This is a genomic window from Tenacibaculum sp. FZY0031 (assembly GCF_036350695.1).
Lineage (GTDB): Bacteria > Bacteroidota > Bacteroidia > Flavobacteriales > Flavobacteriaceae > Polaribacter.
Window position 1 is genome coordinate 73,952 of sequence record NZ_JAZDVY010000008.1, and the last position, 24,233, is coordinate 98,184.

Here is a 24,233-nt window from a genome sequence, read left to right on the forward strand (position 1 = left end):
TAAAATCGTATTTTCGTTGTATGCCAACATCACTCGAACTTCAAATAAAAACATTACCAAATTCGCCAGGAGTTTATCAATATTTTGATAAAGATGATACGATTATTTATGTTGGAAAAGCTAAGAATTTAAAAAAACGAGTTTCGTCTTATTTTACTAAGAATCACGAAAATGGTAAAACACGCGTTTTAGTCAAAAAAATTGTTCGAATAGAACATGTGGTGGTTGATACAGAAACAGATGCATTACTCCTTGAAAATAATTTGATAAAAAAATACAAACCACGATATAATGTCTTGTTAAAAGATGATAAGACATATCCATGGATTTGTATTAAAAAAGAGCGATTTCCGCGGATATTTTCTACAAGAAGAGTAATTAAAGACGGATCGGAGTATTTTGGGCCTTATACTAATGTGCGTACAGTACATGCGTTGTTGGATTTAATTAAAGAATTATACCCCCTACGTACTTGTAATTATGACTTAAGTCAAGAAAAGATTGATACTGATAAGTATAAAGTTTGCTTAGAATATCATTTAGGGAATTGTAAAGGACCTTGTGAAGGATATCAAACGGAGGAGGATTACTTAGAGGATATCAGAGCAATTAGAAACATCATTAAAGGAAATTTTAAAGAGAGTTTGCAACAGTTTGAAAAGATAATGCTTGACTTTGCTGCTGATATGCGATTTGAAGAGGCACAAAAAATCAAAGAGAAATTAGCGTCTTTACAAAACTATCAAGCCAAATCAACAATAGTGAATCCATCAATTAATAACGTGGATGTGTTTTCTATCATTTCTGATGAATCGCATGGGTATGCAAACTTTTTCAAAATAATGAATGGCTCAATAGTGCAATCATATACCACAGAGATTAAGAAAAAACTAGAGGAAACAGATAAGGAGCTTTTAGAGTTGTTTATTGTGGAAACTCGTCAGCGTTTTCATTCGTTATCACGAGAAATTTTTGTTCCGTTTAAAGTGAATGTGGGTAAAGATGTTAAAGTTACCATACCAAAATTAGGAGACAAAAAACGTATTGTAGAACTGTCTGAACGCAATGCAAAGTTTTACCGTCAAGAACAGTTTAAGCAGATAAAAATTGTAGATCCTGATCGTCATGTAAAAAGAATCATGGCGCAAATGCAAAAAGATTTACGATTAGGAAAAGAACCTCGTCATATAGAATGTTTTGATAACTCAAATATCCAAGGAACAAATCCTGTTGCCGCCTGTGTGGTTTTTAAAGATGGAAAACCAAGTAAAAAAGACTATCGTCACTTTAATATAAAAACAGTAGAAGGTCCTGACGATTTTGCATCGATGGAAGAGGTGGTATATAGAAGGTATAAGCGGTTATTAGATGAAGCACAACCTTTGCCACAGTTAATAGTAATTGATGGAGGAAAAGGGCAATTATCCTCTGCTTTAAAAAGTTTAGAAGCTTTAGGTTTAAGAGGAAACATAGCTATTATTGGTATTGCAAAAAGATTGGAGGAGATTTTTTACCCAGGAGATCCGGTTCCGTTATATTTAGATAAAAAATCAGAAACGCTTAAAATTATCCAATACTTACGTAATGAAGCACACCGTTTTGGAATTACTTTTCACAGAAACAAACGAAGTAAAAGTGCTATACAATCAGAATTAGAGCAAATTCCAGATGTAGGTAAGCAAACGATAACTAATTTATTACGCAAGTTTAAGTCAGCGAAAAGAGTTAAAGCTGCTACTTTAGAAGAGTTAAAAGAAGTCGTAGGCAATGCCAGAGCTCAAAAAATATACAAACACTATCAAAAAAAAGAAGAATGAAAAAGTTGTTAATTTTATTATTTATTCCAGTACTTATGTTGGCACAAGATCAACCTAAGGTAGGTTTGGTACTTAGTGGTGGTGGAGCCAAAGGAATTGCCCATATAGGTATTTTAAAAGAGCTAGAAAGAGCAGGAGTACAAATAGATTATATTGGAGGGACAAGTATGGGGGCTATTGTTGGTGGGCTCTATGCTTCTGGATATACTGCGGATCAAATTGAAGAGGCTGTTGTTAAAACAGACTTTATGGATTTATTACAGGATAAGGTTTCTAGAAGAGAAAAACCTTTTTTTAGAAAAGAACACGGAGAAAAATACGCGATTTCTTTACCGATAAAAAAAGGCAACTTAGGGTTGCCTTTAGGATTGTCTAAAGGGCAAAACGTATTGAATTTTTTAACAGAACTGCTAGCTCCTGTTGACGAAATCACCGATTTTTCAAAACTACCGATTCCTTTCTATTGTATAGGAACAAATATAGAAACAGGAGAAGAAGAAGTTTTAGAAAGCGGGTCGTTACCTTTAGCTTTAAGAGCAAGTGCTGCATTTCCTTCATTATTAAACCCTGTGGATATTGAGGGGAAATTATTGGTAGATGGGGGAGTTGTAAACAATTTTCCTGTGGACGTTATGAAAAAGAAAGGTGTAGACATAGTTATTGGTGTTAGTGTGCAAGGTGAGTTGTTAAAAAGAGAAGAGTTAGTATCTATAGCATCATTGCTGTTGCAAATTGTTAATTTTCAGATGTATAAAAAGTCTGATGAACAAGTTGAATTATTAGATATTTATATAAGACCCAATGTAATTGATTACAGTGTTATCTCATTCGATGTAAAGAATGAGATTTTAGCAGAAGGAGAAAAAACAGCTAAAATGTATAGGGTAGTTTTTGATAGCATAGCAAAAATGCAACCTCAAAAAAGGAAAATTTCAAAAATAACTCCTAAAGGAAAAAGGTTTTTGGTTGATAGAATCATTATAAAAGGAAATAAAAACTACACAAACAATTATATTTTAGGGAAACTACAGTTACGTGAAGGTGACAGTGTTTCATATAAAGAAGTGTCTAAAAAAATAAATACGCTAACTGCATCAAAAAACTTTAAAAGAATAGATTATCATTTTGAAAAATCTTTTCAAGGAAAAAAGCTTGAACTAACCGTTAAAGAAGAAAAAGTACAATCGTTTTTAAGGTTAGGATTGCATTACGATTTACTATACAAATCAGCCGTACTACTAAATTACAACCACAAAAAAATGCTTTTCCAAAATGATGAGTTTTCATTAGATGTTGGTGTGGGAGATAAAATAAGGTATAACGTAGAATATTTTATTGATAATGGTTTATTACCAAGCTATGGGTTTAGTACGCGGTATAATACTTTTAATAGTGATTTTATATATGATATTGGACTTATAAACGGGAAATATAGAGACTTTTCAACCTCATTGTATTTACAAACAACTTTTGATAAGAAATTTGCTATAGGTATTGGAACAGAACATAAAAATATAAATGCAAGTACAAGAAATATTTCAACAGAAGGAAAAGAAGATTTTTTTGATAAAAGCAACTACATAAACACCTTTGCGTTTTTAAAATTAGATACCTATAATAAAGAAATGTTTCCTACAAAAGGGTTTTATGCAGATATTGGGTTTAAATGGTTTTTATGGTCGGATAGAAACCATAGATTAAATGAGATGATAGAAAATAGCGAGCCTTTTCATCAATTTTCTCAACTGGGAGGAACACTAGGGTTTGCAACCACTTTTTTTGATAAATTAACATTTCAGTACACTTCACAAGCAGGGTACACGTTAGGAAAAAAATCGTTTGAAATATTTGATTATCGCTTGGGTGGATACAACCAAAACTATATTAACAATTTCATTCCTATGTATGGTTATGATACAGGAGGTTTAAATAATCAGTCTTATTTAAGATCAGAATTTAACTTACGTTATGAGGTTTATAAAAAGCATTATGCAATGTTCATAGCCAATTATGCACGTGTGGAGGAAGATATATTTGAGGGTGGAAATTTGTTTAAAGATACTAAGTCTGGATACGCAGTAGGATATAGTGTAGAAACGTTTTTAGGTCCTATAGAATTAAAATATACATGGTCTCCAGACCATTCAGATCACTATTGGTTATTTAACCTTGGTTTTTGGTTTTAGAAACAAAAAAATCCCGTATCAAACGATACGGGATTTTTATTTCATAATAAGATTGCCTTACTTACTTTTTTTATTCTTTTTTAAATAGAACTTATATTGTAAGTACTGGTAAGCATCTCTAGGTAATATTTTAATCCACTTTTTGTGTTGAACAAACCATTTAAAACGGATTGAATTGACGCCTTTTGTTAAATAAGCAGCGATAAACGGATGCACATTTAATGTGATTTCTTTATATTTCTTACCGCTATTTAGTATGCGTTCTAATTCAGCTTCTATTATGTCTAATAAGACAATAGGAGCTTCTACCTCTCCATTTTTATTTGGGTTTGGTTCACGTGTCTTTATCTCTAATTCAGGTCGTACACGTTGTCTTGTAATTTGAACTAAACCAAATTTACTTGGAGGTAAAATTTTATGTTTAGTACGGTCTAAAGACATTGCGTCTTTTAAATGTTGATATAATTTTTGTCTGTTTTCAGCAGATTTCATATCAATAAAGTCAACAACAATAATTCCACCCATATCTCGTAATTGTAACTGACGAGCAATTTCACTGGCGGCAATTAAATTGACTTCTAAAGCAGTTTCTTCTTGGTTTAAGGACTTGTTAGAACGGTTACCACTATTTACATCTATAACATGTAAAGCTTCGGTGTGTTCAATAACTAAATAGGCTCCCTTACTCATAGAAACTGTTTTACCAAACGATGTTTTTATTTGTCGTTCAATACCATATTTTTCAAAAATAGGTACGTCAGAACGATGATGTCTTACAATGTTTTCCTTCTCAGGATATATTTCTTGTAAGTACTCTTTAATTTCAACCTTAAGAGTTTCATCGTTGGTAACTATACTTGTAAAAGAATCGTTCATAACATCTCTCAAGATAGAAGATGCTCTGTTTAACTCACTTAATATTTTTGTTGGGGTGTTGTTATTGGATATACGTTTACACATAGTTTTCCAACGGTCAAGAGAGTTTTGTAAGTCTTTGTCAAGTTCTGCAACCTTTTTGCCTTCGGCAACAGTACGTAAAATAAGTCCAAACCCTTTAGGCTTGATACTTTTTGCTAATTTTTTTAAACGCTCCTTTTCTTTTGGATCTGCAATTTTTTGCGATACCGATATGCGGTTAGAAAAAGGAACTAAAACTAAAAATCTACCTGCAATAGAAAGTTCCGAACTAATACGCGGACCTTTGGTAGATATAGGTTCTTTTACAATTTGTACTAATAAATTTTGACCTGATTTTAGTACATCATTAATACTTCCATCTTTGTTGATGTCTTCTTCAAATCGGAAGTTTTTAAAAGTGAATTCTTTGTAATTACCTGTGCTTACTTTCTTAATGAATTTATTTAAAGATTGTACCTGTGGACCTAAATCGTGGTAGTGTAAAAAACCATCTTTAGGATATCCAACATTCACAAAAGCGGCATTTAAACCAGTCATTACTTTTCCTATTTTAGCAAGAAAAATATCACCGACTGAAAAATTATTGTCGCTTGTTTCTTTGTTTAACTCAATAAGTTTACCATCTCTTAGTAAGGCGAAATCAATATCAGAAGAATTGGAACGAATTATTAATTCTGTTTTCATTCTGAACATGGTTTTGTGCCAACGTAAAATTTACGAAGACGGATTAAAATTTGTAAACAGGTATATTGTTTATACCATTTTTAAGGTGTTAAAACCTTAATGTCAATGAACGTAGCTTATAAAAGCAACGAAAAAGTAAGCTATTGCTTACTTTTTCTTATGACGATTTGCTCTTGCTCTTTTCTTTCTTTTGTGCGTAGAGATCTTAGCTCTCTTTCTTTTTTTACCACTTGGCATAGTTAAAATGTTTTGTAAAACCTTAAGGATAAAGGTTTTGGGTTAATACTTTTTTAATTACTTTACAGCTACTTTTGTTTTTACCCCTTCAGTAAATACTTTTGAAGGCTTAAAAGCAGGTATGTTGTGTGCAGGAATCTTGATAGTCGTATTTTTAGAAATATTTCTACCTGTTTTTTCTGCTCTAGTTTTAATAATGAAGCTACCAAAACCTCTTAAATATACATTATCACCATTCTCTAATGCATCTTTTACTTCTTCCATAAATGCTTCAACAGTCGCTAAAACATCCGCTTTTTCAATTCCGCTCTTATCTGAAATCTTAGATACGATATCTGCTTTTGTCATTATAAATATATTTTGTTTGTTTTCTTTTAAAAATTGAGGGTGCAAATATATGATAATTAATTCATTCCGGAAAAAATAAGAATAAAAAACCCAAAAAACAATTGTTTTTTGGGTAAGTTTAATGAAAACAAGGTTTTTACTTAATAATAATAAACCAAAAATTTGGATCACTTTCACTAGTTAACCTAGCCACATCAGGGTTTATTGATTGTACTTTATATGGCGCTTTTCCAACTATTAGATCTACCATAGGGTTGATATGTGGTACGAAACTCCAATTTAAACCAGGCGTTTGTTTACCTATGGTTAATAGAGTTTCATCTCCGAGTACTCCTGAATACGACATGTTATGAATAGCTACAAAGCGTCCTCCTAAATCATAAACAATCTCTCCGTCTCCAAAGGCAATTATGTCACCTAAGGGTAAAGTAGGAAAAACAGCATCGTGTGCAGTTTTTACATCATTAAATGATTGAATAAAAGAGGCTGAGTTAAGAGTAGGATTAATTTGAGTTCTCCATACAACTGACATATCTAGTGGACTTGTTACAATTGTAATAGAAAAGTTTCCATCTAAAGAAACATATTTACTTTCTGCTTCATTCAATGTAAATTCAGCATACTTTGTACCATTTACATCAATAGCTGGTGAAACAATTATTCCATCTGAAGAAAATCCAACACCAAAGTTTAAACTAGCATCCCCTTCTAAGTTAGTAGCAAACCTTATGGCGTTTTTACCGTTATAAGAAAAATTGTATACTTTACTATCTATTTGGTACGCTAAGTGACCTGAAGAATCGTTTAAGAAATTCTTCATATTTTGATAGTTCTGGAAGTTAGTCCAGTCATTTTCAGAAGCTTTTTTAAATCGAACTTCAGTAAAATCTTTTACTGTTCTAAAAATTATCTCATCATTTTCTGTACCGTAGTACAAAAACTCAAAGCTTCCTTTGTATCCTTGACCTGATAAGTCACTAGTAGGTGCATTGTTTGAGTCTGAAAGCGAATGAATTTTATTTCTAGTAGTAAAAGATAGTTTTACAGTGGCTCCTAGTAAAATATCCCATTCACTGGTTTCTGTAGTAACTTCATCATTAAAATCTGATGCCATTTCTACTTGATTGTCGGTAAACTTCATCAAAAAAGTATAGCCTCCTAACTGACTGTCATCTGTAAAATAAGTAGTTTTCCATCCTTGATCTGAAGATTTTAGAAGGGCTTTTAGTTCTTCTTTTCTTTTGTTTAACCTTTCTGTTGGTGTGTCATTAAATATATTATCAACTTCATTGTCGTTACAAGACCATAGAGTTGTAAATAATATAAATAATGCTATATATTTAAAATTATTCATGTTATTTTTAATTTAAAACTTTTAAAATATTTTCAGCAGCTACTTTTTGTAGTTCATAAATGTCAATATCAAATTCAGATTTGAAATAGTTTGCTATAATAGCTTCTTTAGCTCGTATACTTTCTTTTGCCTCATCGCTTGATATGGCATCTATAATAGCATTGTATTCTGTGTTGTCGTAAGATAATAAAGCGGTTACCATTTCTGCAAAATCTTCTGTAACATTCGATCTAGCATAGTCTGATATAAAACCTAATTCTCTTGCTTCTGAAATTGAACTATTAAACCATTGTGCGGTATATCCAGTAGGTGTAATTTTACCAAAAGCATCTTCATCAAAAGGTACTGTTTGATTAATAATATGACAATACTCGTGTTGAATAGTAGATACAAATCTAATTAATTGATCTTTGTCCTTAAGGTCAACTAAGTCGGTATTGAAGAAAGTAATACGTTTTCCACCCTCAGCTAAACCTAAAGTAATAGTACCAGAAGGGTTTCTGTTAATACCTCCAACTAAAAGAATTTCTCTTGGAGCTATTTTTTTTACAAAGTCTTCTCCAGCTACTTTCGAGTATGTGTCTAGCCAAATTGTTTTAACCGCTTCCATAGCAGGTTTTACCTTGTCTATTGTTGGAGGGTATAGGTACCTGTTAAAGTCTACCTTATTAATACTCCACTTATACAAAACTTCTATGTTAAAAGGAGTCGTGTAATTTGATCTCAACCAGGTATCGGTATCGTTTAATTGCGGTTGAGAAATATCGATAGCACTATTTTCTAATGAATCTTCAACGTTGTTACAATTATATAACATTGAAAGAGAAAATAAACTGATTAATACATATGCTTTTTTCATAATAAATTATCTTGGATTAGGTTCAACTCCGAAATTTCTTGCCGTTAAAGGAATTTGAATTTCTCTTCGATTGTCATTTTTTGTTAAAGTGATTGGTTGATTGTCAAAGTTTCTCGTTACTTCTATATGAAACCTTTTTATATCAAACCATCTTAAACCTTCATGGTAATATTCTCTTCTTTTATATTCTGAAATAGCCTTAACATGTGAAAATTGCTTTTCTGTTAAAGAATAAAAAGGGGTGTATTCGTTCGCTACAAAAGGATACTTGTCTTCTACAATATCAGATGTTAAAATGTCTGTAGAAGGATCATAGCTACGTGTTTTTTTACTTAAAAAAGTAGTTAAATCGTTCAATGCAGCATTGTAGTTTTCTTTCATTACATAGGCTTCTGCTCTATTTAATAAAACTTCGTCTTTATCAAATAATACAATAGCTACAAAAGGAAGCCCTATTCCTGCACTCTGATTTGTGAATCTAAAGTATTCGCTATATTTAGGAAGGTTATAAACTACGTCAGTTCCAAAAACAGCATAACTCCAACTCTTGTTAAAAGGGTTTCCAGCACCACTAAAAAATAATTCATTTGCCTTGTCGATGCTTAAACCATACCTAGATGAAGCAAAGGTTCTTTGCCAAATAGAAGATGTTGAAGCAACTAAAATATTTGTTTTTTCGTTCGCATTAGCATAAGCTCTACCGTTTTCAGAATAAGAAAGCGCTCTGTACGCTTCCATATCTCTAATTTCTTCAGCAGGATTTAGAAGAACCTTTGAACTGTATTTTATAACGTTATCCCAATCTCCTTTTTGTAAATAAAACCTTGCGGCAAAAGCATAGGCAGCATCTTTAGTAAAATGAAATTTTGGTTCGTCATAACTAATGTTTGTAGCTTCTAAGCTGGCTATACCAGAAAGTAAATCTTCCTCTATTAAATCATATACTTCTTGCACCGTATTTCTTTTGTATTTAACAATAAGAGAAGTTTCTGGTTTTAGAATGTATGGAATTCCTAAATCAGAGTTAGCGGTAGCTGGGTCGTAAGCTTTTCCCCATAAACTTACTAACATAAAGTGAGCATAAGCTCTTGTTAGGCGGCCTTCACCAAGTTGTTGATCTAAATCTAATTTTGAGTCTTGACTTATTAAATCGTTACTAGATTGAATTGCTTGGTTGGCTTGTGAAATAGCTTCATAACAACTGTTCCAATAAAAATTAGGAGCATCTCTATCATCAAGGTTAGAGTCTTCCCACTTATACATTTCAGTGTCTAGTTGACCCCCTCCATTAATGTTCTTTTCACTGACGTTATCGGACATTATTTCCGTAATTAACTGAAAATTACCGCTAGGATAAGCACCTGTTAATAGTTGAGATATTTTTTCTTTAGAATCAATAACGGTTCTATTGTCTGGTAATTCAGAAAGGTAGTCATTACACCCAACCAGAAATGAGGCTGCAGTAATTACTAATATTTTTATTTTATTTCTTAACATATGATTGTTTTTTTATATACCTAAGTTAACTGACATCGTAAATTGCCTTCTAATAGGAAGGGCTACACCACCTACGCTATAAAATTCAGGATCTTGACCGCGTAGTTTTGAGTCTGAATAAAGTAAGAATAAATTAGTTCCTTGGAATTTTAAACTAAAATTAGACAGTCCTAATTTGTCTGTAAAATCTTTATTAAAATTATAACCTAAAGAAATACTCTTCATTCGTAAGAAGTCACCATCAGCAACGCGTTCTGTTGAATAGTTATAGGCGTTGTATGCTCTTTCAATTCTATCAATACTTTCAACCATACTTGTGCTTGCAATAACAGGAACGTTTGTAAGGTTTTCATCACCTGGGTTTTGCCATCTTGAAAGCATTTGTCTTGAAAATACATTTAAATCTGAGTATCGGCTAGAAAAAGAAGGGTTTAGTCTTATTTTGTTGCCACCAGCTCCTGTTATCAAAACATTTAAATTCCAATTTTTATATTTAAAAGTATTAGATAAACCAACAGAGATATTAGGGTCTACAGAGCCTTCATATACTAAATAATCGGTTAAATTTTCTGTGTCTTGAAAATCAGCACCCGTACTAGGGTTTGAGCCTTCAGGTAGTTTAAATGTTGGTAAACCTCTATTGTCTAATCCTTCAAACTTATATGAAAACAACGAATTGATAGGATACCCTTCTATATTAGCTCCTGTAGCATCTACTAAGTCTAAAGCAATAGGTTTGTTTTCAAGATTTGTAATTTTTTGATTTATGTATGAGACGTTGAAGGTGGTAGACCAACTAAAGTTGTCGGTAACAATGTTTTTAGTGTTTAAACTAAGTTCAAAACCTTTCGACTCAACATCGGCGTTGTTACCTTGCTTAATAAATTGCCCTCCGATACCAGAAGTTCTTACAAAATCAACATTGTCAAAAATATCTCTTTTGTACACATCGGCACTCAATGATACCTTGTTGTTAAACATAGATAAATCAACACCAAAGTTTAATTCGTATTGTTTTTCCCATGTTAACTCTGAGTTTTGCAACGCAGCAATATTTAAATAGGTTTCTCTATCTTGCGGTGATAATCTGTCTGTTATTATACTTCTAAAAATAGCGGAAGCATTAGTCGCACTACCAGGAGTTGCTACTAAACCATAAGATGTTCTAAAGCTTAAATTGCTTATTACATCAGAATCTTTTAAAAAATTTTCTTCTTTTGCATTCCATTTTGCACTTACAGAACCTGTTGGTAACCATCTTGAACTTGAGCTTTTTCCTTGTCTGTTAGATCCATCATATCTTCCTGTTAAAGAGAAAATATACTTGTCGTCATATGAGTAAGTTGCTTTACCAAAGAAAGCGACTGTTCTTTCTCTTTCTTGAGAAATAGAATAATAATCGTCTCCTTGAGTAATAATTTTCTCTAGTATTCTTGGGTCAGTAAAAGGAGTGTAACCATTGCCAAACTGTAAGCCATAGCCTGTAAAGCTATTTCTATCTCTATCAACGTATCTTAATTCCTGACCAATAAAAGCATCAAGCCCGTGTTTCTCGTTGTAAACATCTTTATAGGTTAAGCTGTTTCTCAAGTAGTACGAAGTTAAGGTATTGTCTGTTTTTATGTATATACCCCCATTTGGAAGTACAGATATTGGTAATGCATCTGGATTGTTAGGATCTGTATATAAAAAGATGTTTGCGTCTCTAACAATAGTAGTTTCGTCAGCATTGTAAGCTCCTACTACGTTAGAATTTTCCTTTATATTGTGCTCTATTGTACTGTTTACATATCTAGCGGCTGAATTAAAGTCGTATGTAAGTTTATCTGTCAACTTATAAGAAGCATCAATTTGAAACCTTACATCTTTAACATCAATATCCATGTAGTTGTTTTCCGTTTCTTCTAGAATGTTGAAATTAGCCCAGTTGTTTCTGTAGTATTCTAAGTTTCCATTGTTGTCTCTAGGTCTTAATGTTCTTGAGGTATTCAATGCATAACTAAATGGGTTAATGTCAAAGTCTCTTGATACATCTCCGTTAAAAGAATCTGTTTGTCTAGAAAATGTACCCGGGGCTTTTTGTTTTCTAATAGAAGCATTTGAGGCAAAAGTTAGGTTAAACTTATCAGATAAATAGAAAGTGTTTTTCAAATTAAAAGTGAGTCTGTTAACCTTTTCAGCAATGGTCCATCCTGGATCATTGAAAAAACTGATAGAGGAATAAAAAGCATTGTTATCTCCACCACCAGTAATATTTAAAGAGTGGTTTTGACTAATAGATCTTCTGAATAAAGTTTTAAACCAGTTTGTATTTGCTAGTTCGTATTGTTGGAAAAATTTATTTCTAGCTTCGGGAGTGTTCTCTAAAGCAAATTCCCCTGTTAAAGGATCGTAAGTGTTAGTTTTGTCTGCTGCTATGTAGTACACACCTCCGTATCTTGCTTGAGCTACATTAGGTAATTCTAAAAAGCCTTTAGATTCTAGCTCTTTTAAAATACTAAAATTCTCTTTTGAATTTAGAATGTCAAATTGTGAGTAATTTGGAATATCACTTACCGTTTGTTCTAAGCTGTAATTAATTTTTATAGGAGATGATTTTCTACCATTTTTTGTAGTAATAACTACTACTCCATTACGCGCTCTAGCACCGTATAAAGAGGTAGCGGAAGCATCTTTTAAAATATCAATTTTTTTAATATCATTAGCATTTATACCAGCTATTGATGAGCTTAATAGGGTTTCAGCATTCCCTGAAGCTAATTGATCTAAATCGGTTTCAATTATATCTTCCTGAACAACACCGTCTATTACGTATAAAGGCGTGTTGTTACCAAAAATAGAAGAGTTACCCCTAATTGTAATTTTTGGTGCTGCACCAAAAGTACCAGAAATATTTTGAATATTAACACCTGCAACCCTACCTTCTAACATGCGTGTAACATCTACAACTCCATCGAGTTTTAAATCGTCTATACCTACAGACACCGCAGAACCGGCAAATGATTTTTTATTGATTTTGTCATATCCAGTAGCAATGACTTCTACTTCGTTAAGAATGTTAGAATCATCTTCTAATACCAAATTGATGACGGATTGGTTTTGTACTTTTACTTCAGTCGTTTTTTTACCAATAAAACTGAAAACAAGTACATCTCCTTGGTTTACTTTTATGGTGTAATTCCCATCAAAATCTGTCTCAGTTCCTTTGGTTGTGTTTTTAATCAAAACAGTAACACCTGGGAGAGGGCCAGTAGTGTCGGAAACTGTACCAGAAATACTTTTTTCTTGAGCATACGTTATTCGCCCAAGTAACACTATAAATAGCGTTAGCATGAATTTAGATTTCATTAATTAAATTATTTAAATTAGTACCCGGAAAAAAAGAAATTTTTCCCCTTCATTGTTATGAAGTAATAACAGTTTAAAGTGTTTGTTCCCTACTTTTTTTTAAAAAAAAACTCATTATGTTGTATTTTTTATTGGTTTGGGTTGGTTTTTATGGTAATAATGTAAGTGTGTTTTTAGAGTTTGTGTTTTTTTTAATTTAAAGGATGTTTTTTTGTGGTTTTAGAATTGATTTATTGGTATAGTAAAAATAAAAGGAGTCTTCCTTGGAGAAAAACAAAAGATCCGTATCGTGTTTGGTTGAGTGAAATAATGTTGCAACAAACCCGTGTAGCACAAGGGTTGCCTTATTTTTTAAAGTTTACAGAAGCTTTTCCAACCGTATTTGCTTTGGCTAAAGCAAATGAAAGCGAAGTGTTGAAGTTATGGCAAGGACTTGGCTATTATTCTCGAGCAAGAAACTTACATTTTACTGCTAAGTTTGTAGCAAACGAATTAAAAGGAGAGTTTCCTAAAACATATAAAGAGTTGCTTACGTTAAAAGGAGTAGGAGATTACACAGCTTCTGCTATTGCTTCGATTTGTTATGACGAGCCCGTAGCTGTAGTAGACGGTAATGTTTATAGAGTTCTCTCGCGTTATTTTGGTATAGCTACTCCAATTAATTCTACCAAAGGAGTTAAAGAGTTTAAAGAATTAGCACAAACATTAATAGATGTGTCTCAACCAGGAGTATATAACCAAGCTATAATGGATTTTGGAGCATTGCATTGTAAGCCTCAAAATCCCCTGTGTAGCGAATGCCCGCTTGCAAATAGTTGTGTAGCATTCGCTAAGAATAGGGTGAAAGAACTTCCTGTGAAGGAAAAAAAGATAAAGGTAAAAAAGAGATACTTTAATTACTTGGTTCCAATAACTGAAAACAACGAAACCGTTTTAGAGGAAAGAAAAGGGAAGGGTATTTGGCAAGGGTTATATCAGTTTCCTTTGGTAGAAACACAAAAGAAAACAGCCGAAGATGAGTTGATGGAAAGTGAGCAGTTTAAGAAACTTTTTCCAAAAGAAACGACCGTGTCTCTTTTCAATACTGATGATATTATCCACAAGCTATCACACCAACATTTAATTACCAAGTTTTGGGTAGTAAAAACGACGGATGTAAATACGGAAACTACAGACTGGACAACAGTTAAAGAACGTCCTGTACCTGTGTTAATTGATAAGTTTTTAGAGGAATTTTTAAACAAAGAATCTTAAAATTTGTATATTTGATTTTACACTAAACTATAATGCTATGGCAGGAACAATTAATAAGGTAATTTTAATAGGACATTTAGGAGATGAGGTTAAAATGCATTATTTTGAGGGAGGAAATTCTATAGGCCGCTTTCCTCTGGCAACTAATGAAACCTATACGAATCGTCAAACAGGAGAAAGAATAACAAATGTTGAATGGCATAATGTAGTTGTGCGTAATAAATTGGCAGAAATTTGTGAAAAATACTTAACTAAAGGAGATCGAGTGTATTGTGAAGGACGTATAAAAACACGCCAGTATGAGGTTGATGGACAAAAAAGATATACAACCGAAATTCATGTACAAGACATGACGTTTTTATCAACTAAAAAAGACCCAAATAACACGCAATCGAGTGTAGAACCTATGCAAGGAAGTCCTAATACGACACCGCCAACTATGAGTAATGAAGAAGATGATGATTTACCGTTTTAGTTTAATTAAATTTTAAAAATTGGATCCAGAACCCGACCCTTTACTTTTAGTTTTATCAAGTTTTGATTGGTTAACCGCCATCAACTGTTTGTTGTTACTTTTATTGTTAATTTGTTCTGCGTTAGTTTCAGGAACTGAAGTTGCTTTCTTTTCAATATCACAAACAGAATTAGATGAGTTATCAGCAAACTCTAAAGAAGAAAATACTGTAGTAAAACTACTTAAAGATCCTAAAAAGTTATTAGGAACCATTTTAATCACCAATAATTTTATTAATATTCTTATTGTATTGCTTTTTGCAAATATTGGTAAAGTGTTATTTGCAGGGTTAGATTATGAATTGAACTTCTATTTTTTCAATGTATCTGTCCTTTTTTTAATAGAAATAGTACTCATTACCTTTTTAATTTTATTGTTTGGTGAAGTGTTACCTAAAGTGTATGCTAGTAGAAAATCATTACAATTTGCTGAGTTTATGGCAAAACCGATTCAAGCATTAAATACCTTACTAACGCCTTTGAGTTTACCGCTTATCAAATTAACAAGTGTTGTTGAAAATAAGCTCGGTAATAAGAATAATAACCTTTCTGTAGAACGGTTGTCGCAAGCGTTGGAGTTAACATCAGATGATGCAACAACCAAAGAGGAACAAAAAATTTTAGAAGGAATTGTTAGTTTTGGGAATACTGAAACGGTACAAATTATGAAACCTCGAACCGATGTGTGCGCAATAACTGATGAAGCTAGTTATGAAGAAGTGCTGCAAACTATTTTAAAGAACGGGTACTCGAGAAACCCAGTATATCATGAAAGTATTGATAATATTACAGGGGTTTTATATGCTAAGGATTTATTAGAACACCTGAATAAGAAAACATTCAAGTGGCAAAAACTGTTGAGAGAACCATTTTTTGTTCCAGAAAATAAAAAGTTAGATGATTTGCTAGTTGAATTTCAAGAGAAGAAAAAGCACTTGGCAGTTGTAGTTGATGAGTATGGAGGTACTAGTGGAATTGTAACGTTAGAGGATGTGATAGAAGAGATTGTAGGTGATATAAATGATGAATTTGACGATGAAGACCTCACTTATTCGAAACTTGATGAAAATAACTATATTTTTGAAGGAAAAATAACTATTAAAGATTTTTGCCGTGTCTTAGAAGATGAAGATGAGGAAAAGTTTGAAGAGGCTAAAGGAGAAAGTGAAACCATTGCAGGTTTTATTTTAGAGGTCTCAGGAAAGTTTCCTAAAAAAGGCGAAAAAATAAACTTCAGTAATTATACGTTTACTATTGAAGCATTGGCTAAAAAACGTATAAAACAAGTAAAAGTTACCCGAAATGCGTAAACTCTTTTTGCTGACATCAGCAATATTTTTAATAAGTTGTGGTGAGGAAACCTTGCCTAAACCAAAGGGATATTTAAGTTTAGAATATCCTGAAAAAACTTACAAGAAAACAAATTTAAATAAACCTTATGCGTTTGAAATAGCTCAAATAGCTCAAACTAAAGATTTGCCAAAAAACTGGATAAAAGTTGAGTACCCAAGTTTAAAAGCCTCGGTAGATATTACCTATCGCCCTATTGAAGGAAATTTAAGAGAGTTGCTAATAGAATCTGAAAAATTAGTATTTGAACATGCTATTAAGGCAGATCAAATTACGGCACCAGTAGAATATGTAAATCCAAATACGAAAGTATACGGGAGTTTATATCAAATTTTAGGGAATGCTGCTTCACAAGTGCAGTTTCATGCAACAGATAGCTCTAAACACTTTTTAAAAGGGTCTTTATTCTTTTATACCAAACCAAATTATGATTCTATTTTACCAGCAGTGGAATATATTAAAAAAGATATGATTCATATGATGGAAACGTTGGAGTGGAAAAATAGTCAATGAGCTAATTAGTCAATGAGCGAATGATTTAATTAGCTCATTAAATCACTAGTTCATTATCTCTTTATAATCATTTTTTTTCTCTTCGATTGCAACCACAAATAAAACTGCAATCCAAATAAAATAGCACCCGATAACAAGTGTACCGCTTGTGTTCCTAAAGGAAATTCAGCATAGTACATTAAAATACCCGTAATCGTTTCTAAAAAGATTAAGAAAACAATCCAGTTTACCAGTTTATACCCTAAATTCTTTACTTGATTTAAGTAAAATAACCCAAGGTTTACCAATACAATAGCTATAGTAAATGAACGGTGGATGTAGAATTTTATATTTGGATCCATCAAGCTATAATGTTTGTTTTCAAATCCATGTAGTTTTACTTGTTCGTCAATAAATTGGCGTACCTGAGTTCCTAAAGCAATTTGAATTAGAGAAAATACAGCTGAAAGAATTACTAATTTACTAAATAATGAATTGTATTTATAAGATGTTTTCTTTCGGTCGGAAACGATGTAAAGCAACCATAACAACAAAGCAACAATAACTAAACCACCAACCATATGAATGGTGATAATTGTTGGTTTTAGGTTTGAATCTACTACGGTTTTACCAAGCCACGCTTCAAATAACATCAAAAAGAAAGCACCAAATGATAGAAGCGTAATTTGTTTGTTTTCTTTCCAAAACCTAACAGAAACAAAAATTAAAAACAAAAAAGGAATTCCTGCCAAAGCAGAACTTAAACGGTTAATATACTCTGTCCAAGTATGAAATTTGTTGAATTTAGCGTAATCGTGTTTGGTGTACTTTTCCCAGTTATTAGCATTAAATTCATCAGAGGTTTTAATATTGTGACCTGCTACAAATAAGGCTTCATCTTTTACGATAATCATCCCTTTTTTATACTCAGAATTAGGTTGCCAAGTAATTTGCTCTTCAGAAGTTGGAGGAATGTAATAACCAAAACACTTTGGCCAATCAGGACATCCCATTCCTGAACCTGTCATACGAACAATAGAGCCAGCTAAAAAAATAACATATACAGCAATCAACGAGATTTTTACAATGAGAGGAAAATGTTTCTTCATTAGATGAAAAGTTTTAGCAAAGATACTTAAAAGGTATAAAAAAAGCTCCTGAATTAGGAGCTTTCGGTATTGTTTAAATTACAATTATGCTTTTTTTGCTTCAGCACAACATGCCATAGTACAATCCTCTTTACATGCCTTTTTTTCAGCTTCAGTTTTTGTAGAGCATTCTTTTTTACAATCAGCGTCACAAGATTTCTTACCAGCTTTTTTAGTCGTTTCAGAAGCTTTATACATGTCGCCGCTACCGATTCCTTCTACAAAAGCAATTAAATCTGCTTTGTTTGTTTTATTAGCATCGTATTTTATAGTTGCAATACTGTCGTTAAAAACAACGTTTGCTTCTAAAACACCATCTTTTTTACTTAAATCAGAAGCTATTTTTCTAGCGCAACCTATTTCACAAGTCATTCCTGAAATATTTAAAGAAAGCTCTTTAGCATCAGCAGCTACCGCTGTTTTTTGCTCTTGATTTGATTCCTCTTTTTTAGCCTCATTTTTACATCCAACAGCTAAAAAGCTAACAAAAACCAAAGCAAATAATATTTTCTGAATTTTCATCATTTTTATTTATTGAGTTATTCAGCAAATTTATCAATAAAATCAAAATTAAAAATAGAAATAAACGACTTTTGTACTTAAATTAATTGAGAATGAATAGTCAACAACAAAAATGGTTATTTTTAATAGTGCTTTCACTGGTTTGGGGAAGCTCTTTTATTTTAATGAAAAAGGCATTGATTGGGTTAACTCCAATTCAAGTAGGAGCTTTACGTATGTTAATTACAGCTGTTTTTTTGTTGTTGGTTGGGTTTAAAAGTTTAAAGAGAATAGAAAAGAGGCATTGGAAGTATGTTGCCTATACGGCAATTTTAGGTACTTTTTTTCCAGTGTTTTTATTTGCCTTTGCTGTAAGTAAAATAGACAGTTCTATCCCAGCCATTTTAAACTCGTTAACACCTTTTAATACATTTATTTTTGGGGCACTGGTATTTGGGTTTACTTTTAAAAGAAAACAGTTTTACGGAGTTTTAATTGGATTAGCAGGAACTTTAATTCTTATTTTGAAAGGAGCTGAATTAAATCCGAATCAAAACTATTGGTATGCTGTTTTAATACTAATAGCTTCAATAGGGTATGCTTTTAATGTAAATATGATTAAAAAGTATTTAGATGATTTAGATGCCTTGGCAATTACAACAGGAAATTTTTTGTTGTTAATAATACCTGCATTTATAGTGTTGGTATTTTCTGGATTCTTTTCCACTTTTGAAGCAACAACAGCAACTACTTCAGCACTAGGTTATATTACAATTTTAGCCGTAGTGGGAACAGGAATAGCAAAAGTATTGTTTAATAAAATGGTGCATTTATCATCCCCTGTTTTTGCAGCTTCTGTAACGTATTTAATTCCTGCTGTTGCTGTAATGTGGGGAATTATAGATGGAGAAAAATTAAGTTTAATTCAGTTGTTAGCAGGAGGCATTATTCTGTTTGGAGTTTGGTTAGTAAATAAAGCAAGATAATTTTAAAAACTACTTAAAATAAAAAGAGCCAAAATATTGCATTTTGGCTCTTTTAGTTTTTATAAATCTAAGTTTAATATCTATTTAAAATCAGCGTCAGATACCCCTTCGTTGATTTTGATTTCTTTTGTGATGAACTCAAAAGTCATTGGTCCATTCTTTTGAATCATTTTATGAGGGAATTTAATTCCATTTACCTCTTTGTAATCTGAAAAAACAACAGGTACTTTCATTTCTCCTTGTGGTCCTTTAGCGGTTTTTACTTCTTTGACCTTTAATCCAGATTTTACATCATAAAAAATTTCTTTTTTACCGTGTTTAATCACATAAGCATTGTTTCCATCTATAGGCTCAATTCTATCTAAAGTTCCAGCTTTATAAGCTTTGTCAGCAAAAGGAGCAGCAGTATTTTTAATTTCTTCTAATTCATCACCTGTCATTTCTTTTTTCTGACCATTTACTTCTTGATACCCATTAGTTCCATCAAAAACTACTTTTTGCATCACATTACCCATCATAGAAACGATAACTGCAGATTTATTTGGAGCAGCATTTTTTTGAACTAAACTTAATTGCATTCCTTGAACTGCAGCATTAGAAGTAATCATTACCGATTTTACGTTTGCTACTTTGTCTTTTCCTCCAATAGCTTTAAAATAATCATCCACTACACTAGAAGCTGTAACACCGCTCGGTATAGGTAAACTCATGGCAGGTTTTTCAGTAGGATTTCCGTTTGTATCAAAATAGTTGATTTTATAATCAGCTGTTTTTTCTAAGTTCTTTAAAACATCAATTCCTTTCCCTGTAATGATAATACGAGCTCTGTCTCCTTTGAAGTACTTAATTGCTGCATTTTGAACATCGTTTAATGTTACAGCATTTATGTTTTTTAAGTAGTTCTTGTAGTAGTCAGCAGGTAAGTTGTTTGTTAAAATGTTTAATGCATAAGAAGCTACAGTTTGAGGTTTTTCAACGTTACGAACAAAGTTTCCAATGTATTTTGCTTTTGCGATGTCTAACTCTTCTTGAGTTGCTTTTTGGTAACGAATTTTGTTGATTTCTTTCATTGCTTCAACCATTGCACTATCAGTAACCATGTTTCTTACCGATGCCGTTGTTTTAAAACGAGAAGCGTATCTGCTTGATCCGATTCCTGAGTAAGCGCCATACGTATATCCTTTGTCTTCACGAAGATTTTTGTACAGTCTACCAGTACCACCCCCACCAAGAATTTGGTTGGCTAATAAAGCAGCGTAGTAATCTTTATCGTCCATTTTTAAATCTACTGCATTGATAATAGATAATTCAGATTGAACAGCATTTGGCATATCAATAAAATTAATCTCAGTAGTTGAAGGGTTTTCAACTTTTGGTAATTTTTGAGTAACTAAATCACCTTTTTTCCAAGTACCGAATAAGTCTTTAACTTGAGACTTAATTTCATTAAAGTTTACATCACCAATTATAATTAAGTAGGCATTGTTTGGTTTATACGTTGTGTTGTATAAGTCTTTAACATCTTGTAACGTAACATTTTTTAAGGTCTCTTCAGAGGTAAACTCACCAAAAGGATGGTTTTTACCATAGGTTAAAGCGTCTTCTACTCTACTAGCAATAGCTTTAACACTCTTTGCACTGTTTTTAATTCCGTCAAGAGATTGTTTCATTTGTTTGTCAAACTCTTCTTCAGTAAATACGGGGTTAAAAGCAGCATCGGCCATTAATCCTAATACCTTTGGGAAATACTTTGATAAAGAGCTAGCTCTAGCTCCTTCATTCCAAAAAGAGATGTTAGCTCCTAAAAAGTCAACTTCTTCATCAAACTTTGCTTTTGGAGTATTGGTTGATCCTGTTCCTAACATTCCACTTAACAATCCTTCAACTCCTTTTTTATTTCCAAAAGACATTGGTGGATTATCAATGGTTAATGTAGCAGACACTCTTGGTAATTTATGATTTTCAACCACTAAAACTTGCAATCCGTTAGGTAAAGCAAATTTTTTAGGGCTTCCTAAGTTAATTTTAGGAGCTGGGCCTGGTTTTGGTTGTTGGGTTCTATCAATCTGTGCTGAAACAGTTAATGATAGAAATAATATTGTGACAATTGAAAATATTTTCGTTTTCATTAAAATTCAGTTTAGATGATTATTTCTTTTTTGGTAAATATTCGATAACAACACGACGATTTTTAGCTAAGTACTTTTTAGCAACGTCTCTAATTTCTTCTTTTGTAATAGAATTGATAACTTCTAACTCTTTGTTAATTTGGTTTGTATTCCCAACTAACATATAATTTCTTGCTAAAGAGTTAGCAATGCCCTGTACACTAGAGTTTGAAGCAACAAACTGGTTTTCAAATTTGTTGCGAACTTTTTGTAAATCTCTGTCAGAAATTAATTCAGTTTGCAATTTCTCAATTTCTTCATCCATTTCTTTAATTAAATCATCTAAAGACGTTTTTCCTAAAGGAATAGCTCCAATATTGTATACACTGTAATCCTCTAGGTTACGAGCAAAAGAAAATACTTGAAGTGCTTTTTTCTTATCATCAACTAATTTTTTATACAACCTAGAGCTTTTTCCGTCGCTTAAAATAGTTGAAATTACGTCCAATACTTTAGCGTCTCTTTCTTTCATTGAAGGAGTTTTGTGTGCTAATAAAATAGCAGGCAATTGAATGTTAGAATCGTATTCTTTTACACGTTTTTCTTGAGTTCTCTCTGGTTCAACTACGTTGTTTCTTTTTGGAAGTGTACGTGCTGGGATTGGCTCAAAATAATCTTTAATTAATTTTTTAGTGGTAGCTTTTTCAAAATCACCAGCTACTACTAATACGGCATTGTTTGGCATGTACCATTTCGTATAAAAATCTTGAAACTCACTTAGTTTTGCGGCATCTAAATCTTTAATGTAACCAATCATTGGTCTGCCATAATTGTGCTTGTTAAAAATATGACTGTACACATCTCCGTATATAATTTTTCCATAAGGAGCATTATCCATACGTTGACGTTTCTCTTCTTTAACTACTTCGTTTTGAGTGTCTACAGCTTTTTGGTCAATAATTGGATGTAATAATCGTTCTGATTCCATCCATAAACCTAGTTGTAAGTTGTTTGAAGGGAATGTTTCGTAATAATAGGTTCTATCCCAGTTCGTGTTCGCATTACCTGTTCCACCATTGGCAGCTTCAATTTTATTCCACTCACCACGACCAATGTTTTTAGTTCCAGTAAATAATAAGTGCTCATAAAAATGCGCCATCCCTGTTTTCCCATCCTCTTCATCCTTTGATCCTACATGGTACATTACTCCAACAGTAACAACAGGAGCAGAATTGTCTTGATGCAAAATAACGTGCATTCCGTTGCTTAAATCGTACTCTTCAAACTCAACTTTTTGTGCATTAGCCGATAAGCCTAACAACAAAGCTGAAGCTAGAGTGATAACTCTTTTTCTCATTGATTGAAATTTAATTTTTAATGATTTTCGTGTATTTGACGTGAAATTAGAGTTATTGTTACAGTTAAAATAATAAAAACAATTTTTTTTTATGGTAAAAGAGTAATTTTCTGAGTAATACATTTTTTTTTGAAGTAAAAAATGTATATTTGCACCCGCATTTTTATTAAGAAAGTGTGAATAAAGTATAAACGCAAAACAAATAGTATGTACGCAATCGTAGAGATAGCAGGGCAGCAATTTAAAGTAGCAAAAGACCAAAAAGTATACGTACACCGTTTACCAGAAGCAGAAGGATCAAAAGTAACTTTTGATAATGTAATGCTTATTGAAGATAAAGGAAACGTAACTATTGGCGCCCCAGCTATAGAAGGTGCAGGAGTAACTGCAAAGATTTTAGGTCACTTAAAAGGTGATAAAGTAATCGTTTTCAAGAAAAAAAGAAGAAAAGGTTACAAGAAGAAAAATGGACACAGACAGTATTTAACTGAAATCCAAATCGAAGGAATTTCTGCATCAGGAGTTAAAAAGGCAGCTGCTAAAAAAGAAGCTCCTAAAGCTGAAGCAAAAACAGAAGAGTCGAAGGATTTAAGTTCAATGACTGTAGCAGAATTAAAAGCTTTAGCTAAAGAGCAAGGTATTACAGGATACACTTCTTTAAAGAAAGCTGAATTAATTGAAGCATTAAGTAAATAATTAACTTTAAAAACTTACAAAGATGGCTCATAAGAAAGGTGTCGGTAGTTCGAAGAACGGTCGTGAATCAGAATCGAAACGATTAGGAGTAAAGATTTTTGGAGGACAAGCTGCTATTGCAGGTAACATTATTGTTCGTCAAAGAGGAACTCAACACAATCCAGGTGAAAATGTTTACATGGGAAAAGATCATACTTTACATGCTAAAGTTGATGGTGTTGTAAAATTCCAAAAGAAAAGAGATAATAAATCATACGTTTCTGTAACTCCATTCGAGGCTTAAGAAACTAACTGATTAGGATACAATAAAAGCTCAACTAAATTTAGTTGAGCTTTTTTGCGTATATAAATAAAACGAACATTAAAATTTATATATAAAAAAACACCACTCTAGAGTGGTGTTTTATAACTTAATATCATTATTGATTAATCCCCCAATTTATCAATATGATTCCCCTTGTGTATTACACTGCAAATATCTCATGAAAAAACATTTTTTCCAGTAAAGGATGTATAAATGGTTTGTTTTTTTGTGTAAATGGTAAAAAACTTGTGCTTATTACCTGGTTTTAGCGTGTTT

General features: G+C 32.3%; 19 protein-coding genes. 9 read left to right on the top strand and 10 right to left on the bottom strand.

Features of this window, described 5'->3' with window-relative positions; genetic code table 11:
• The first annotated feature begins 20 nt into the window (after positions 1 to 20).
• Together uvrC and V1T75_RS12470 are read left to right on the top strand one after the other, a co-directional pair.
• On the top strand, positions 21 to 1,817 hold the full coding sequence (gene uvrC / locus V1T75_RS12465) for an excinuclease ABC subunit UvrC (protein ID WP_330488856.1): 1,797 nt from the start codon (positions 21 to 23) through the stop codon (positions 1,815 to 1,817).
• On the top strand, positions 1,814 to 4,003 hold the full coding sequence (locus tag V1T75_RS12470; protein ID WP_330488857.1) for a patatin-like phospholipase family protein: 2,190 nt from the start codon (positions 1,814 to 1,816) through the stop codon (positions 4,001 to 4,003). The genes uvrC and V1T75_RS12470 overlap by 4 nt, the downstream gene beginning before the upstream one ends.
• 57 nt (positions 4,004 to 4,060) lie before the next feature.
• Here the strand turns inward: V1T75_RS12470 and V1T75_RS12475 are convergent, their stop codons facing one another.
• The 6 genes from V1T75_RS12475 to V1T75_RS12500 form a co-directional block, all read right to left on the bottom strand.
• Entirely contained in the window at positions 4,061 to 5,605 is a 1,545-nt protein-coding gene (locus V1T75_RS12475; RefSeq protein WP_330488858.1) for a ribonuclease E/G, read from the bottom strand.
• Positions 5,606 to 5,899: 294 nt separating this feature from the next.
• Positions 5,900 to 6,190 (bottom strand): HU family DNA-binding protein, encoded by a 291-nt coding sequence (locus V1T75_RS12480; protein WP_047787990.1) that lies wholly within the window; start codon positions 6,188 to 6,190, stop codon positions 5,900 to 5,902.
• A 136-nt stretch (positions 6,191 to 6,326) separates the two neighbouring features.
• Entirely contained in the window at positions 6,327 to 7,544 is a 1,218-nt protein-coding gene (locus V1T75_RS12485) for a DUF4302 domain-containing protein (RefSeq protein WP_330488859.1), read from the bottom strand.
• 7 nt (positions 7,545 to 7,551) lie between these two features.
• Entirely contained in the window at positions 7,552 to 8,403 is an 852-nt protein-coding gene (locus tag V1T75_RS12490; protein ID WP_330488860.1) for a substrate import-associated zinc metallohydrolase lipoprotein, read from the bottom strand.
• A gap of 6 nt (positions 8,404 to 8,409) precedes the next feature.
• On the bottom strand, positions 8,410 to 9,900 hold the full coding sequence (locus tag V1T75_RS12495) for a RagB/SusD family nutrient uptake outer membrane protein (protein ID WP_330488861.1): 1,491 nt from the start codon (positions 9,898 to 9,900) through the stop codon (positions 8,410 to 8,412).
• Between the two features lie 12 nt (positions 9,901 to 9,912).
• Positions 9,913 to 13,248: a SusC/RagA family TonB-linked outer membrane protein gene (locus V1T75_RS12500; RefSeq protein WP_330488862.1), complete on the bottom strand. Its 3,336-nt coding sequence runs from the start codon at positions 13,246 to 13,248 to the stop codon at positions 9,913 to 9,915.
• 213 nt (positions 13,249 to 13,461) lie between these two features.
• Between V1T75_RS12500 and mutY the strand changes: the two genes are divergently transcribed.
• From mutY to gldD, 4 genes are read left to right on the top strand one after another with little or no spacing between them, the layout of a single operon-like run.
• Positions 13,462 to 14,502 (top strand): A/G-specific adenine glycosylase, encoded by a 1,041-nt coding sequence (mutY, locus tag V1T75_RS12505; RefSeq protein ID WP_330488863.1) that lies wholly within the window; start codon positions 13,462 to 13,464, stop codon positions 14,500 to 14,502.
• A 37-nt stretch (positions 14,503 to 14,539) separates the two neighbouring features.
• On the top strand, positions 14,540 to 14,977 hold the full coding sequence (locus V1T75_RS12510) for a single-stranded DNA-binding protein (protein ID WP_330488864.1): 438 nt from the start codon (positions 14,540 to 14,542) through the stop codon (positions 14,975 to 14,977).
• Positions 14,978 to 14,996: 19 nt separating this feature from the next.
• Positions 14,997 to 16,325 carry a gliding motility-associated protein GldE gene (gene gldE, locus V1T75_RS12515; protein ID WP_330488865.1) on the top strand — a complete coding sequence of 443 codons (1,329 nt, stop codon included), beginning with the start codon at positions 14,997 to 14,999 and terminating at the stop codon, positions 16,323 to 16,325.
• Positions 16,318 to 16,878 carry a gliding motility lipoprotein GldD gene (gene gldD, locus V1T75_RS12520; protein ID WP_330488866.1) on the top strand — a complete coding sequence of 187 codons (561 nt, stop codon included), beginning with the start codon at positions 16,318 to 16,320 and terminating at the stop codon, positions 16,876 to 16,878. The genes gldE and gldD overlap by 8 nt, the downstream gene beginning before the upstream one ends.
• Before the next feature lie 53 nt (positions 16,879 to 16,931).
• Here the strand turns inward: gldD and V1T75_RS12525 are convergent, their stop codons facing one another.
• Both V1T75_RS12525 and V1T75_RS12530 read right to left on the bottom strand, forming a co-directional pair.
• A complete protein-coding gene (locus V1T75_RS12525; protein WP_330488867.1) occupies positions 16,932 to 17,966 on the bottom strand; it encodes a COX15/CtaA family protein in 1,035 nt (344 codons plus the stop codon).
• An 84-nt stretch (positions 17,967 to 18,050) separates the two neighbouring features.
• Positions 18,051 to 18,530 (bottom strand): heavy-metal-associated domain-containing protein, encoded by a 480-nt coding sequence (locus V1T75_RS12530; protein WP_330488868.1) that lies wholly within the window; start codon positions 18,528 to 18,530, stop codon positions 18,051 to 18,053.
• Between the two features lie 89 nt (positions 18,531 to 18,619).
• Between V1T75_RS12530 and V1T75_RS12535 the strand changes: the two genes are divergently transcribed.
• A complete protein-coding gene (locus tag V1T75_RS12535; protein ID WP_330488869.1) occupies positions 18,620 to 19,492 on the top strand; it encodes a DMT family transporter in 873 nt (290 codons plus the stop codon).
• An 80-nt stretch (positions 19,493 to 19,572) separates the two neighbouring features.
• On the opposite strand, the gene V1T75_RS12540 is transcribed toward V1T75_RS12535, so the two are convergent.
• Together V1T75_RS12540 and V1T75_RS12545 are read right to left on the bottom strand one after the other, a co-directional pair.
• Positions 19,573 to 21,621 (bottom strand): insulinase family protein, encoded by a 2,049-nt coding sequence (locus V1T75_RS12540; RefSeq protein ID WP_330488870.1) that lies wholly within the window; start codon positions 21,619 to 21,621, stop codon positions 19,573 to 19,575.
• A gap of 19 nt (positions 21,622 to 21,640) precedes the next feature.
• A complete protein-coding gene (locus V1T75_RS12545; RefSeq protein ID WP_330488871.1) occupies positions 21,641 to 22,957 on the bottom strand; it encodes a M16 family metallopeptidase in 1,317 nt (438 codons plus the stop codon).
• A 207-nt stretch (positions 22,958 to 23,164) separates the two neighbouring features.
• Between V1T75_RS12545 and rplU the strand changes: the two genes are divergently transcribed.
• Together rplU and rpmA are read left to right on the top strand one after the other, a co-directional pair.
• On the top strand, positions 23,165 to 23,653 hold the full coding sequence (gene rplU, locus V1T75_RS12550; protein WP_330488872.1) for a 50S ribosomal protein L21: 489 nt from the start codon (positions 23,165 to 23,167) through the stop codon (positions 23,651 to 23,653).
• Positions 23,654 to 23,675: 22 nt separating this feature from the next.
• Positions 23,676 to 23,936, top strand: a complete 261-nt coding sequence (gene rpmA, locus V1T75_RS12555) for a 50S ribosomal protein L27 (protein WP_028891690.1) — start codon at positions 23,676 to 23,678, stop codon at positions 23,934 to 23,936.
• The last annotated feature ends 297 nt before the right edge of the window (positions 23,937 to 24,233 follow it).